16 protein-coding genes and 1 pseudogene are annotated in these 12,390 nt (G+C 63.9%); 3 read left to right on the forward strand and 14 right to left on the reverse strand.

Annotated elements, in window-relative coordinates; translation table 11 throughout:
* Positions 1–6 precede the first annotated feature (6 nt).
* On the forward strand, positions 7–861 hold the full coding sequence (locus tag RUH75_RS17070; protein ID WP_313808238.1) for a hypothetical protein: 855 nt from the start codon (positions 7–9) through the stop codon (positions 859–861).
* Positions 862–868: 7 nt separating this feature from the next.
* On the opposite strand, the gene RUH75_RS17075 is transcribed toward RUH75_RS17070, so the two are convergent.
* Both RUH75_RS17075 and RUH75_RS17080 read right to left on the reverse strand, forming a co-directional pair.
* Positions 869–1,240, reverse strand: coding sequence for a hypothetical protein (locus RUH75_RS17075; protein ID WP_313808241.1), 372 nt, complete (start codon positions 1,238–1,240; stop codon positions 869–871).
* Positions 1,237–1,422 carry a hypothetical protein gene (locus RUH75_RS17080; RefSeq protein ID WP_313808243.1) on the reverse strand — a complete coding sequence of 62 codons (186 nt, stop codon included), beginning with the start codon at positions 1,420–1,422 and terminating at the stop codon, positions 1,237–1,239. Before RUH75_RS17080 ends, RUH75_RS17075 begins: the two co-directional genes overlap by 4 nt.
* A gap of 115 nt (positions 1,423–1,537) precedes the next feature.
* On the opposite strand from RUH75_RS17080, the gene RUH75_RS17085 reads away from it, so the two are divergent.
* Positions 1,538–2,209, forward strand: coding sequence for a S24 family peptidase (locus RUH75_RS17085; RefSeq protein ID WP_313808245.1), 672 nt, complete (start codon positions 1,538–1,540; stop codon positions 2,207–2,209).
* Between the two features lie 36 nt (positions 2,210–2,245).
* Here RUH75_RS17085 and RUH75_RS17090 read toward each other — a convergent pair whose 3' ends face one another.
* From RUH75_RS17090 to RUH75_RS17105, 4 genes are all read right to left on the reverse strand, one after another.
* The gene (locus RUH75_RS17090; protein WP_313808247.1) at positions 2,246–2,431 is read right to left on the reverse strand and encodes a YbdD/YjiX family protein; all 186 of its coding nucleotides are present in this window, start codon (positions 2,429–2,431) and stop codon (positions 2,246–2,248) included.
* A complete protein-coding gene (locus RUH75_RS17095) occupies positions 2,428–4,476 on the reverse strand; it encodes a carbon starvation CstA family protein (RefSeq protein WP_313808249.1) in 2,049 nt (682 codons plus the stop codon). The genes RUH75_RS17090 and RUH75_RS17095 overlap by 4 nt, the downstream gene beginning before the upstream one ends.
* Before the next feature lie 119 nt (positions 4,477–4,595).
* Entirely contained in the window at positions 4,596–5,030 is a 435-nt protein-coding gene (locus RUH75_RS17100; RefSeq protein WP_313808251.1) for a DoxX family protein, read from the reverse strand.
* Positions 5,027–5,464 carry a pyridoxamine 5'-phosphate oxidase family protein gene (locus RUH75_RS17105; protein ID WP_313808253.1) on the reverse strand — a complete coding sequence of 146 codons (438 nt, stop codon included), beginning with the start codon at positions 5,462–5,464 and terminating at the stop codon, positions 5,027–5,029. Before RUH75_RS17105 ends, RUH75_RS17100 begins: the two co-directional genes overlap by 4 nt.
* Before the next feature lie 125 nt (positions 5,465–5,589).
* Between RUH75_RS17105 and RUH75_RS17110 the strand changes: the two genes are divergently transcribed.
* Entirely contained in the window at positions 5,590–6,144 is a 555-nt protein-coding gene (locus RUH75_RS17110) for a 2'-5' RNA ligase family protein (RefSeq protein WP_313808255.1), read from the forward strand.
* 6 nt (positions 6,145–6,150) lie between these two features.
* Here the strand turns inward: RUH75_RS17110 and RUH75_RS17115 are convergent, their stop codons facing one another.
* From RUH75_RS17115 to RUH75_RS17150, 8 genes and pseudogenes are all read right to left on the reverse strand, one after another.
* Complete coding sequence (locus RUH75_RS17115) at positions 6,151–6,453, reverse strand: alkylphosphonate utilization protein (RefSeq protein ID WP_313808257.1); 303 nt, start codon at positions 6,451–6,453, stop codon at positions 6,151–6,153.
* A 6-nt stretch (positions 6,454–6,459) separates the two neighbouring features.
* Complete coding sequence (yihA, locus tag RUH75_RS17120) at positions 6,460–7,107, reverse strand: ribosome biogenesis GTP-binding protein YihA/YsxC (protein ID WP_313808259.1); 648 nt, start codon at positions 7,105–7,107, stop codon at positions 6,460–6,462.
* Between the two features lie 10 nt (positions 7,108–7,117).
* Positions 7,118–8,821 carry a membrane protein insertase YidC gene (yidC, locus tag RUH75_RS17125; RefSeq protein ID WP_313808261.1) on the reverse strand — a complete coding sequence of 568 codons (1,704 nt, stop codon included), beginning with the start codon at positions 8,819–8,821 and terminating at the stop codon, positions 7,118–7,120.
* 36 nt (positions 8,822–8,857) lie between these two features.
* A complete protein-coding gene (gene yidD / locus RUH75_RS17130; protein ID WP_313808263.1) occupies positions 8,858–9,070 on the reverse strand; it encodes a membrane protein insertion efficiency factor YidD in 213 nt (70 codons plus the stop codon).
* Positions 9,071–9,186: 116 nt separating this feature from the next.
* Positions 9,187–9,561: pseudogene (gene rnpA / locus RUH75_RS17135) on the reverse strand (ribonuclease P protein component); the annotation flags it as partial.
* A gap of 32 nt (positions 9,562–9,593) precedes the next feature.
* Positions 9,594–9,728, reverse strand: a complete 135-nt coding sequence (gene rpmH / locus RUH75_RS17140; RefSeq protein WP_013848777.1) for a 50S ribosomal protein L34 — start codon at positions 9,726–9,728, stop codon at positions 9,594–9,596.
* A 335-nt stretch (positions 9,729–10,063) separates the two neighbouring features.
* Entirely contained in the window at positions 10,064–10,834 is a 771-nt protein-coding gene (locus RUH75_RS17145; RefSeq protein WP_313808272.1) for a DsbA family protein, read from the reverse strand.
* On the reverse strand, positions 10,831–12,183 hold the full coding sequence (locus RUH75_RS17150; protein WP_313808274.1) for a M48 family metalloprotease: 1,353 nt from the start codon (positions 12,181–12,183) through the stop codon (positions 10,831–10,833). The genes RUH75_RS17145 and RUH75_RS17150 overlap by 4 nt, the downstream gene beginning before the upstream one ends.
* Positions 12,184–12,390: the final 207 nt, after the last annotated feature.

Here is a 12,390-nt window from a genome sequence, read left to right on the forward strand (position 1 = left end):
GGTCGCATGAAGAAGAGGTTGGGACTGGTGCTGTCGGGGGCGTTGGGCGCCGGGCTGCTGCTGTGGTCGCTGCCCGTGGGACTGGTGGAGACGGTGGTGGCCTCCAGCGGCCTCAGCGAAACGCTGCCCGCCGCCGCGCCGCCGTTGGGGATGAAGGCCCGGCTGATATTGGCCGCGTTCGGCGCCGCGATGGCGCTGGGTCTGATCTGGACCGGCCATGGGAAAAAGCGCGTCGCTATGTTGACGCATGAACAGGAAGAGCGCGGACAGAGCGCTCCGGGAGTGAGCAAAATGGGTTTTGCATTGTCGAAGCTGAGCTGGCTGGGCCGTAATCGGGGGAGGATGTCGGGGCCAGCGCTGCGCCGCGCTGATGCGCATCCCGACGCCCCTGCGCGCCCGCCGATCTTCGCCAGCCGCGATTTCGGCGGCCTCGACATTTTCGCCCGCACCGCGCCCAGCCGCGACGAGTTTCGCGACGGGGCCGAAGAAGCGTCTGCCGCCAGCCTGCCCATTCCAGCCGCCGTCCAGGAGACGACGGAAGAAGCCGCCTTCGTCCGGCTCCACCGCGCCTTTGCGGAAGAAGCCGTCGATGCCGATTATGAGGAAATCGCCGAACCCGCCCCCGGGCCCGAAGCGCCGTGCTACGATACGCTCTCCCTTGCCGAACTCACCGAGCGGCTGGAACGCGGCCTGACCGAGCGCAAGCGGCTGGGCCGGCCGATTTCCGGGCCGGGTTCCGTTCTGGCCGACATGCCCGTCGAACGCGCCGTGCCGGTGCGCGCCCATGTCGAGGAGGATGTGGACGAAGCGCTGCGCGCCGCGCTCGGCACCCTGCGCAATATGGCGGGCCGCCGGCGCTGAACAGGACTCACCAATCCTCGATCGTCAGCGCGGACAGCTCGATCCACTCTTCCTCCGGCGTCGACCGGCAGGCGTCGATGCCGATGTCCGCGACGAAATGGCCGTTGAGGCTCCATTCCACCTCCTCGATTCCGTCGACGAATCGCGCGCGCCGCTCGCCCGCATCGGTCCCCGCGATCCGCAGCGCGATCATGTGGCGCCTGCCCTGAAACAGCGCGCTGGCCCAGGGGCGGCTGGTGGCGCGCTCCACCGTGACCGGGTCGCCTGCGCGCTCCAGGATCTGCGCCAGCAGCCGCGGCAGGGGATCGCGGCCCTTCGCCACGGCCTCACCATTTCGGAGCAGATTTCCGCCGGTCGAATTAACGTGGATGCTTGTCATTGACCGGTGCTCCTGCGATATGTGTTCATGAAATGTTCTACGCGTCTCCTTATCCGATCGCCCGGTTCGCGGCCTTTGCGCAGATCGAAGACCAGCCGCGGGTCGCGAACGCTTTCGCGCCCGAATCGGGTGGCCGGGATGCCGTTTTCCCGCAGAAATTTTTCGACGGCCCGGATCAACATGCCCCTCATTCTCCTCTGTCGATTCGATTCGCCTGCTGCGAATCCGTAGGTGATTTCCTATCTGTTGCCCTATTTCCTACTTGTCTAGGAAAATTCCTATCATTATGGATGAATCATGGTCGGTAATGGAGAAGATCCGCGCATCGTGCTGGAACGGCTGATTGCCGAACGGGGGGAGAATTATGCCGATCTTTCCCGCCTGCTGAACCGCAACCCCGCCTATATCCAGCAGTTCATCAAGCGCGGCACCCCTCGCAAGCTGGATGAGGAGGATCGCCGCGTCCTGGCCCGTTATTTCGGCGTGGCGGAGGAGGTGCTGGGCGGCCCGGCCGCGCGATCGGCGCCGCCGGTGAAGATGCGCTCGCTTCCCGCCGTCGTCACCGTGCCCCGCCTGTCCCTGGGCGCATCAGCCGGCCCGGGTTCGCTGGACGAGGATGAGCGAACGGCGGGGGTCATGGCCTTCGACGCCAACTGGCTGCGCCATCTGGGCGTGCGGCCGCAAAAGGTGTCGATCATCCGCGTCGATGGCGAATCCATGGCGCCGACGTTGAATGACGGCGACGAGATCATGGTCGATCATGAGGATGACGCGGCGCGGTTGCGCGACGGCGTCTATGTGCTGCGGCTCGATGGTGTGCTGATGGTGAAGCGGATTGCCCTGGGACCACGGAGAGGGCTGTTTTCCGTCATTAGCGATAATGTCCATTATCCCGACTGGATCGATATCGATCCCGCCCTGGTCGTGATCGTCGGCCGCGTGGTGTGGACCGGGCGACGGCTGGTTTAGCGTGATTTCGAGACAGATGGCATCGTCCGCGCCTCCCTAGCAGCATTTCCCCCCATTTTTCCCCCCGTATCGCGCCTCCTGCCGTTCGCGGAAGAAGGCGGTCCGATCCATCGGCGCGCGGTCGGAATGATGCTCCCGCATGTGCCGCAGATAGGCGTCATAGTCGGGCACGCCGACCATCATGCGGGCGATCTGGCGCAGCCGGTGGAGGAAGAGGCTCATTCCGCCGGGACCAGCTGAGCCGGGATTTCCCGCGCCGTGGGGGCCACGACCTTCCGCGCGGCAAGACAGGTACGGATGGCGAAGACCAGCACGGCCAACACCACAAACAGGAAGATCGCGACCAGCCCGGCATCGACATAGTCGTTGAAGATGATCTGCCGCATCTCCGCCATGGACTTGGCGGGGGCCATCACCTTGCCCGCCTGCGCCGCCGCGCCGAACTTCGCCGCATGGGCCAGAAAGCCGACCTTCGCATCGGCTGAAAACAGCTTGAGGAACCCGGCCGACAAGGTGCAGATCAGCAGCCAGGCTGTCGGCGCCAGCGTCACCCAGGCAAAGCGGTCCTGCTTCATCCGGAACAGCACCGCCGTCGCCAGCATCAGCGCAATCGCGGCCAGCATCTGGTTGGAAATGCCGAACACCGGCCAGAGCGTGTTCACGCCGCCCAGTGGATCGGTAACCCCCTGATAGAGGAAGAAGCCCCACGCCGCGACCGTCAGCGCCGTGGCGACGATGCCCGGCGCCATGCTCCTGCTTTCCTTGAAGCCCGGCACCACCAGCGCGATCAGGTCCTGCAACATGAAGCGCCCCGCGCGCGTCCCCGCATCCACCGCGGTCAGGATGAACAGCGCCTCGAACAAGATCGCGAAATGATACCAGAAGGCCTTCATCGACGGTCCGCCCACGACATGGGAGAATATCTCCGCCATCGCCACCGCCAGCGTCGGCGCGCCCCCCGCGCGGGAGATGATGCTATGCTCGCCAACATCCTTCGCGGTCTGGAGGATGAGGTCGGGCGAAATCGGGAAACCCATGGCCGTGACCGCCGCCGCCGCGCTCGCCGCATCCTTGCCGATCACCGCCGCCGGGCTGTTCATGGTGAAATAGACGCCCGGATCAAGGATCGACGCGCCCACCAGCGCCATGATCGCCACGAACGCCTCCATCAGCATCGCGCCATAGCCGATCATCGGCGCATGGGCTTCGCTGGCGATCAGCTTGGGCGTGGTGCCGCTGGCGATCAGCGCATGGAATCCCGACACCGCCCCGCAGGCGATGGTGATGAACAGGAAGGGGAACAGCCCCCCCGCCCAGACCGGCCCATTGCCGTTCACATACTGGGTCACGGCATGCATCTTCAAGGGCGGCGCCATGATGATGATGCCGATGGCCAGCGCGGCGATCGCTCCGATCTTGAGGAAGGTCGACAGATAGTCGCGCGGCGCCAGCAGCAGCCACACCGGCAGCACCGACGCCACCGCGCCATAGCCGATCAATATCCAGCACAGCTGCACCGGCGTGAAGGTGAAGATCGGCCCCCAGACCGGCGACAGCGATATGCTCTGCCCATAGACGATCGCCGCCAGCAGCCCGACCAGCCCCAGCAGCGAAACCTCGCCGATCCGCCCCGGCCTGATCCAGCGCGTATAGGCGCCCATCACCATCGCCAGCGGCACCGTCGCCGCCACGGTGAACATGCCCCAGGGACTTTCGGCCAGCGCCTTCACCACGATCAGCGCCAGCACGGCGAGGATGATGACCATGATCATGAAGGCCCCGAACAGCGCGATGGTGCCCGCGACCTGCCCCATTTCCATGCGGATCAGTTCGCCCAGCGACTTGCCGTCGCGCCGCATGGAGATGAACAGGACCATGAAGTCCTGCACCGCCCCGGCCAGCACCACGCCCGCGATGATCCACAGCGTGCCCGGCAGATAGCCCATCTGCGCCGCCAGCACCGGCCCGACCAGCGGCCCGGCCCCCGCAATCGCCGCGAAATGATGGCCGAACAGCACTGTCCGGTCGGTCGAGACATAATCCAGCCCATCGGCCCGCCGGATCGCCGGGGTCGGCCGCGACGGGTCCAGCCGCATGACATGGCGCGCGATATAGAGCGCATAATAGCGATAGGCGACCAGGAAGCTGCTGAGCGCCGCCACCACGATCCACAGCGCGTTCACCGCCTCGCCGCGCGAAACGGCCACCACTGACAGCGCCACCGCGCCCGCAAGCGCAATCAATATCCAGGGAATATGCCGGGCCATCACTCTCTCTGATCATGGGCTTGCGATCAGCCGCACCCTAAGCCCCCGTCGCGGAAAGACAAGTTCGCGACCCACGCCCATGCCGGGCATGGCGAGGGAGCGGCACGCGAAGCGGGCATTCAGTTGGTCCGTCCGCCGCGTCCCCTGAAGGGCCAGTCCGTCATTCCACTGGCCCAAAGCGCCCACCAGATGATCACCGGCTGCAACGCCAGTCTCGGTCCGTGATACCACCACCCGAAATGCACCCCGTTGAGCGGAATATCGTTCAGCGCATGATGGAAATTCGCCGGCCAGACGCAGAACGCATAGAGCGCCAGCCCAACCCCGGCCGCCCTGCGCAGCGGCGCGATCATCAACCCGACCGCTCCGGCAATCTCCGCCACGCCCGTCAGCCCGACCACCAATTCCGGCGTCGGCACCCAATCGGGCGTGATCGCCACGAACCCGCCGGGCCGCGCCAGATGCGCCATCCCGGCCAGGCTATAAGCCACCGCCAATATGCCCCGCGCGATTCGCCGTCCCCGGCTTTCGCGCGCCGCCCCCTCCAATATCATCCAAGCTCCAGTTCAGCCTCATTCTCGCCATCCCAGACATGGGCGCGCTGCGCATGCACTTTTATCATGACAAGTCCCGGCGTGTCCGGACCTTCCTCGAACCAGCCCTGCAAATCGCTGTTCCAGTGGGCCTGGAATTCGTCCCGGTCGCGGATGAGGTCGGCATGGCCCTCGACCGCGATGAACAACGGATTCTGTCTGAGCAGGCCGGTTCGCCCCTGGAAGGAGAGGCCGACCCGCGGATCGCGCTCGATATCCTTGACCATCAGCGTGTCCTCCGTGGCGAAATAATAGCTGTCGCCGCCATAGGCGACGTCCCGATTGTTGCTCATCGGCCGGGCGCCGATCTGGCCGCCGTCCGTATGGGTGGAAAGCATCGCGAAATCGATGTCCTTCATTTTCTCCGCCAGGGTGGCGCGCGTCAATTGCATCATCGTCCACTCTCCTTGTCTTCAATCAGGCACAAACGCATGAAATTCCGGGCGGCTCCAGCGGATTCGCCTTTGCGGGAAAAAGAACATATGGTGAACATATAGCCGATTCGCCTGGGAGAACCCCTATGGAAACCCGTTCCACGCAGGCCCTTTTCCGCCTGTTCTTCGCGCTGAAACCTGCGCTGCTGGTCGCGCGCCAGACCGATCATTTCGCGGAAACCATCGCCGCCGGCGCCCCGCGCATAGCCGTGGATCATCAGCATGTGACGCTGGCGATCACCTGCGATCATGTCGATTATCCCTATGCCGTCATCAAGGCGCTGCTGCGAGCCGGTACAGGCGTGATGGCCGAACCCTTCGACCTCCGGCTGGATCAGCTCAGCATCGGCAACCGTTCAGCGGCCCTGCGCCCATCGCGCGGCGTGCCATTGCTGACCGCGCTTCAGCAGCGGATCGTGTCCGGCATGAAAGGGGCGGGGGTGATGCTGCGCCCCGGCTGGAGCTTCAGCCCGCATCAGACGCTGTTTTATCGGAAAGGGCGCCCCGAACATCGCCGGGTCGAAGGCTTCAGCTGGCATGTCGACCGGTTCATGCTGGTGTGCAGCCATGTCGGCCGCACCCATCATGAAACGCTGGCGACATGGCGCTTGAAGGGCAGCGGACAATATGACCTGTTTTGAGGTCGTTCAGCGCTTCCGCACGAACTCCGCGCGCAGCACCAGCCCCTTGATGCCATCATGGCGGCAGTCGATTTCCTGCGGATCGCCGGTCAGTCGGATCGACTTGATCAGCGTCCCCCGCTTGAGCGTCTGGCCTGCGCCCTTGACGACCAGATCCTTGATCAGCGTGACCTGATCGCCATCAGCCAGCAGATTGCCGACCGCATCGCGGACCTCGACGATGTCGGCGGCGCCGGCTCTGGCTGCCGCCTCGGCGGCGCTGATCCATTCGCCGCTGGCTTCGTCATAGACATAATCGTCGTCGGCCATGCTGTCTTATCCCTGTGTCACGCTTTCCAGCACGGCGGCGCGCAGTTCGGGAAGCCCCATGCCCTTTTCGCTCGACGTGGCGATGATATCGGGATGCGCGGCGGGCCGCTTGCGGATCGCCTCGACAACGGCCTGCTTCACCTCGGCCAGATGGCTCGCCTTCACCTTGTCCGCCTTGGTCAGCACGATGCGATAGCTGACCGCTGCCGCGTCCAGCATGTCGAGAATATCGGTGTCAACATCCTTGATGCCATGGCGGCTATCGATCAGCACCAGCGTGCGCTTCAGCTTCGCCCGCCCGCGCAGATAGTCGTTCACCAGGAAGCGCCATTTGCGCACCATATCCTTGGGCGCGCGCGCATAGCCATAGCCGGGCATGTCGACGAGGCGAAACCGCAGCGGATCGCCGACGTCAAAGAAATTCAGCTCCTGCGTCCGCCCCGGCGTGTTGGACGTGCGCGCCAGCCCGTTGCGGTTGGTCAGCGCATTCAGCAGCGATGATTTGCCGACATTGGATCGCCCCGCGAACGCCACCTCGTTCACCGCCATGTCGGGCAGGAATTTAAGGTCGGGCGCGGATTTGAGGAAGACGATCGGCCCGGCAAAGACCTTGCGCGCTTCCTCGATCAGTTCAGCCTGTTCCTGTTCGGTCACCAACTCTGCCTTATTTCGCCGTTGCCGCGTTCAGCTGCGGGTGGCGCTTGTAGAGGAACCACTGCTGCAACATCGACAGGCAGTTGTTGGTGATCCAGTAGACCAGCAGGCCCGCCGCGAAGGGCGCCATGATGAACATCATCATCCACGGCATGATCGCGAACACCTGCTGCTGCATCGGGTCCATCTGCGCCGGGTTCAGCTTGAACTGGAAGTACATGGATATGCCCAGCAGCAGCGCCAGCAGGCCGATCCCCAGGAAAGCGGGCGGGGTGAACGGCAGCAGGCCGAAGAGATTGACGATATGCAGCGGATCAGGCGCGGAAAGGTCCCTGATCCACAGCACGAAGGGCTGGTGGCGCATTTCGATCGTCAGCTGCAACACCTTGTACAGCGCGAAGAAGATCGGAATCTGGATGAAGATCGGCAGGCAGCCGGCGAGCGGGTTGACCTTCTCGCGCTTGTACAGCTCCATCATCTCCTGCTGGAGCTTCTGCTTGTCGTCCTTGTGCTTTTCCTGCAACGCCTTCATCTTGGGCTGCACCGCGCGCATCGCGGCCATGCTGGCGAACTGGCGCTGGGCAACGGGGAACATCAGGCCGCGCACCACGAAGGTCAGGCAGATGATGGCCACGCCGAAATTGCCGATGACCGTGAACAGCCAGTGCAGCAGCGCGAAGATCGGCTGTTCGAACCAGTAGAACCAGCCCCAGTCGATCGCCCGGTCGAACAGCGGAATGCCCGCGCGTTCATAGGCTTGCAGCGTCTTCACTTCCTTGGCGCCGACGAACAGCCGGTTGGTCTGCGTCACCGCCTTGCCCGGTGCCAGCATCATGGGCGCCAGCGCAACGTCGGTCTGATATTGCGTGCCGTCACCCTTGCGCATCTGGCCGGTGAAGGCGGCCTTCTGGTCGGGCACCAGCGCGGAGAGCCAGTATTTGTCGGTGAAGCCGATCCAGCCCCCGGTCGACTGGAAACTCTGGCTTGCCGGACCCTTGGCCAGATCCTTGTAATTCACGTCATAATTGGCCGCGCCATTGAACACGCCCATGGGCCCCACATGGATGGTCCATGTGTCGGGATCGGCCGAAGGGTGCGCCCGGCTGACATAGCCATAGCTTTTCACGCCCACCGCGCCGGCGCCGCTGTTCGACACCTTCTGCTGCGCGGTGATCATGTAATTTTCGTCGATCGAATAGCGAATTTCGAAGGTCTGGCCCGCGCCGTTGTTCCACGTCAGCGTGACGGGGCTGGTTGGGGTCAGTTCCTTGGCCGAAGCGGTCCACACCGCATTGTTGTCGGGCGTCTTCAGCCCCTCGCCCTGCCAGCCGAAGCCCGCGAAATAAGCGTCCTTCGTGCCGCTGGGGCTGTAAAGGCGGATCGCGGGCGAATCCTTGGCGATGGTTTCCTTGTAGGTCGGCAGCACGATGTCATCGATGCGCGCGCCCTTCAGGTTGATCGAGCCGGTGATCTTGGGCGTGCGGATCGGCACGCGCGGGCTGTCCTTCAGCACCAGTGCAAGGTCGCGGATCGCGGCGGCGCCTTCAGCGGCGGGCGCGGAACCGGACGGGGTGAGGGGGGTGGTCTTGCCGCCCTCTATCTTCGTCGCCGGCGGATTGGCGGCGGGGAAGAAATGCTTGGCGACATAGGGCCAGCCGAACAGGATCGCCGCGGTCAGCACCACCGCCAGAACAATATTCTTCTTGTCGTCCACGCTTGTCGGCTCCGCCGTATCTTGTGAAAACTTAAGTCAGGGGACCGGGTCGTAGCCCGAACCGCCCCAGGGGTGGCATCGCATTAGCCGCTTCGTGGCTAGCCAGCTACCCTTCACCGCACCATATTTGCGGATCGCCTGAATCGCATATTCGGAACAGGACGGGGCATAGCGGCAGGTTGGGGGCAATATGCGCGAAGGGCCAAGCTGCCAGAAGCGCGCGACCAGAATGAGGATGCGGGAGATCACGGTTTGGTTGCTCCGTGTTCCTGCGAAGGCAGGAACCCAGTTCCGCCGTTGCCTTCTGTCGCTCCGTCCGAACTGGACTCCTGCGTTGGCTTGCGCCGCCCTTCAGGTCGCAGGAGCGCCTTATCCTTTGGGGCAGAAGTTCGCCCCTTCTTGCGTGGCGCTTCACCCATAGGCCGGCTCATCACCTTGCCCAGCGCCTTCTCCATCTCAGCCCGAAGCAGGGCGAAATCCCGCTCGATCCCTTCGGACCGTCCGATCAGCACATGGTCCGCGCCCGGTACGCCACGCATCGGCAGCAACTCGCGCGCCAGAACGCGAAAACGGCGCTTCATCCGGTTGCGAATGACAGCGCCGCCAATCTTTTTCGTGACCGTGATGCCATAGCGCATCGCCGGATCGCCGTCGCCACGTTCGCGCACCAGCAGGACAAATCCCGGCATGGGCGCGCGCCGTCCACTATTCGCCGCCAGAAAATCGGCGCGCTTGCCCATGACGGCAGGCGCGCTGCTCAGCGGCGCGTCGTTCAGGCGCTCAGGCTCTTGCGGCCGCGCGAACGGCGGGCACGGATCACATTGCGGCCGCCGGGGGTCGCCATGCGAGCGCGGAAACCGTGACGGCGCTTCCGAACCAGATTGCTCGGCTGATAGGTGCGCTTCATCGTTCATTCCTCAAAAACTAAAAGAATCGGGCGTGACAAAAAAGGGCCGCTGGGTGGCGGCCGCATGTCAGGGGGCGTCCGATAGGCAAAAGGCAGCCCTGAGTCAATGGCGGAGGAGGGGGTGGGATCATGGTTTTGAAGATGATTGAACGGAATGTCAGGTTTTGGCCATTTGTGGACATTGAGCGCGACGTGCTCCTGCGCAGGCAGGAGCCCAGTTCGGATGTTGCCAGGACGAAGTGAGGGCTGGGCTGGGTTCCTGCCTGCGCAGGAACACGGTGCGCTTCAAGGAACGTGCAGCTAAGCGGCCTGTCCGCCATCCACCCAATCCCCGCCTATTTCCCCCGCGCAGCCCCCACAGCCGCCTTCAATGCATCATAACCCACCGCGCCGTTCAGCACCTGATTCCCGATCACGAAAGTCGGCGTGCCGCTCGCCTGCAATTTCTGCGCAAGCCCGATATTCGACTGGATCTCCGCATTATATTTGCCGTCCGCAATGGCTGCTTGTGCCGTCTTCGCATCGATCCCGACCTTCGCCGCAGCGGCAAGGATCGTCTCACGGGTCACCTTGCCCGCCGCATAGAGCGCCCGGTGATAGGGCATATACTGGTTCTTCTCCGCCGCCAGTAGCGACACCTTCGCGGCATCGATGCTCGCATCGGACAGGATCGGCAGCTCGCGATAGACGATCCTGATTCCCTTGTCTTCACCCACCAGCTTCGCCAGATCAGGCAGCGACGCCCGGCAATAGCCACAGGCATAATCGAAAAACTCGACCACCGTCACATCGCCCCTGGCCGCGCCTTCCCAGGCCCCGGCATAGGGCGTTTCGATGGTCTGGCGGCTGGCATCGATCGAGCCCGCCATGCGCTTGGCCTGCAATTTCTCGACCGCCTGCGGAATGATCTCGGGATGCTCGAGAATATAGTCGCGAACGATCTGCTCGATCGCGGCCTTGTCGCTGGCATTGACGCGGCCCGTGCTCTGGGTGCCCAGCGCGGCGCCCGTCGCGGTCGCGGCAATGAAGGCGAAAACGCCAAGGGTCATCAATATGGTCCTGTTGGAAAGCGCCGCGCGAAAGCCGGGTTGCGAATTTTCGGTCATTTTTTCTTTCGCTTCTGCTCGACGGCGGCACGGGAAACCATGGCGATATCCTGTGCCCGCAGATAGTCAACCGTGCCCGGCTTCAATCCCTGCATCGCCGCGTCGGCGCTGCGCAGCGCCATCTGGTCGTCGCCCATCATCGAATAGCGCTCCGCCGTCGCCAGCGCCGCGCGGGGAATGTCGCCGCGATGCTCGTAGACGACGCCCAATTGATACCAGGCGAAGGGATTTTCCCGGTCCCGCGCAATCGCGCCCCGCAACACCTTCTCCGCCTCGGCGAAGTTCGCGTCATCCTCCGTCGCGATCAGCGCATGACCCAGCAGCGTCGCGATCAGCGGCTGGCTGGTCAGCTGCACCGCCTCGCGCAGCGGCGGGATGGCGTTCGCGGGTTTGCCGCTTTCCAGCAGCACCTGCCCCTTCAGCTCCAGAAAATAGGGGTCATGCGGGGCCGCCTTCAACAGCGCGTCGACCTCGCCCAGCGCCTTGTCCGGATAGGCGCTCTTATGCCAGGCATAGGCCCGCGCATAATGGGCCGGGATCGACTGGTCGCTTTCGGGATATTTGATCAGGGTCTGATTGGGTTCGGAGACAAAGCCCACCAGCTTTGCCTTGATCCGCTCGAACCGCGCTTCCAGCTTCGGGTCCATCGGCTTGTCCCAGGCCGGATCGACCGTATAGACCTCGCGCAGCACATTGATCCGCTCGCCCGACAGCGGATGGGTGCGACCATAGCTGTCGTCCTGCGGGATGGCGAGGCGATATTCCTGATTTTGCAGCTTCTTGAAGAATTCCAGGCTGCCCTTGCCCGAAATCCCCGCCTTGCTGAGATAACGCGCGCCCGCAAGGTCAGCCGAACTTTCCTGCGTCCGCGAAAAGGCAAGGAATTTGCCCATCGCCGCCTGTTGCCCCATGCCAAGGATGCCCATGCCGGCCTCAGCGCCGCCCGCCGCGATCGCCGCCGCGCCGAGCACCAGGCTGAGCAGGGTGATGCCGGTTGCCTCCTTCATCCCCTCGCCATAGCGGATGACATGGCCACCCTCGATATGGCCGAGTTCGTGCGCGACCACGCCCTGCACCTGGTTCACATTGTCGGCCGCCGCGATCAGTCCGCTATGCACCCAGACATATTGGCCGCCCGCGACGAAGGCGTTGATGTCGGGGTCGTTGATGAGCAGCACCTGGACATTGCGCGGTTCCATGCCCGCCGCCTTGACCAGCGGCGCGGACATATCGGCCATGAAGGCTTCGGTTTCCGCATCGCGCAGGATTTGCTGCGCTGCCGCCGGGCGCGCCAGCAGGGCAAGCGCAGCCACGGCCATGGCGGCCACGCGAAGCCAGCGGGCGCTCATGCGCGGATGGCCCGGCATGCGGGACCGAACCGGGGCAGGGGATGATGCTGCATCGCTAATGACGGGTGCCTTCATCGGGATGAACGGTAACTGAAAGTGGATTATGCAGCCCATTAAACTCAAGGTTCAATAGCGGCTTTGGGTGGAAGGCGGCCATTACAGCTTCGTCATCCCGGACTTGATCCGGGATCCCGCTTTTCTTCTTGA

The sequence above is a fragment of the Sphingobium sp. genome (assembly GCF_032153725.1).
Lineage (GTDB): Bacteria > Pseudomonadota > Alphaproteobacteria > Sphingomonadales > Sphingomonadaceae > Sphingobium.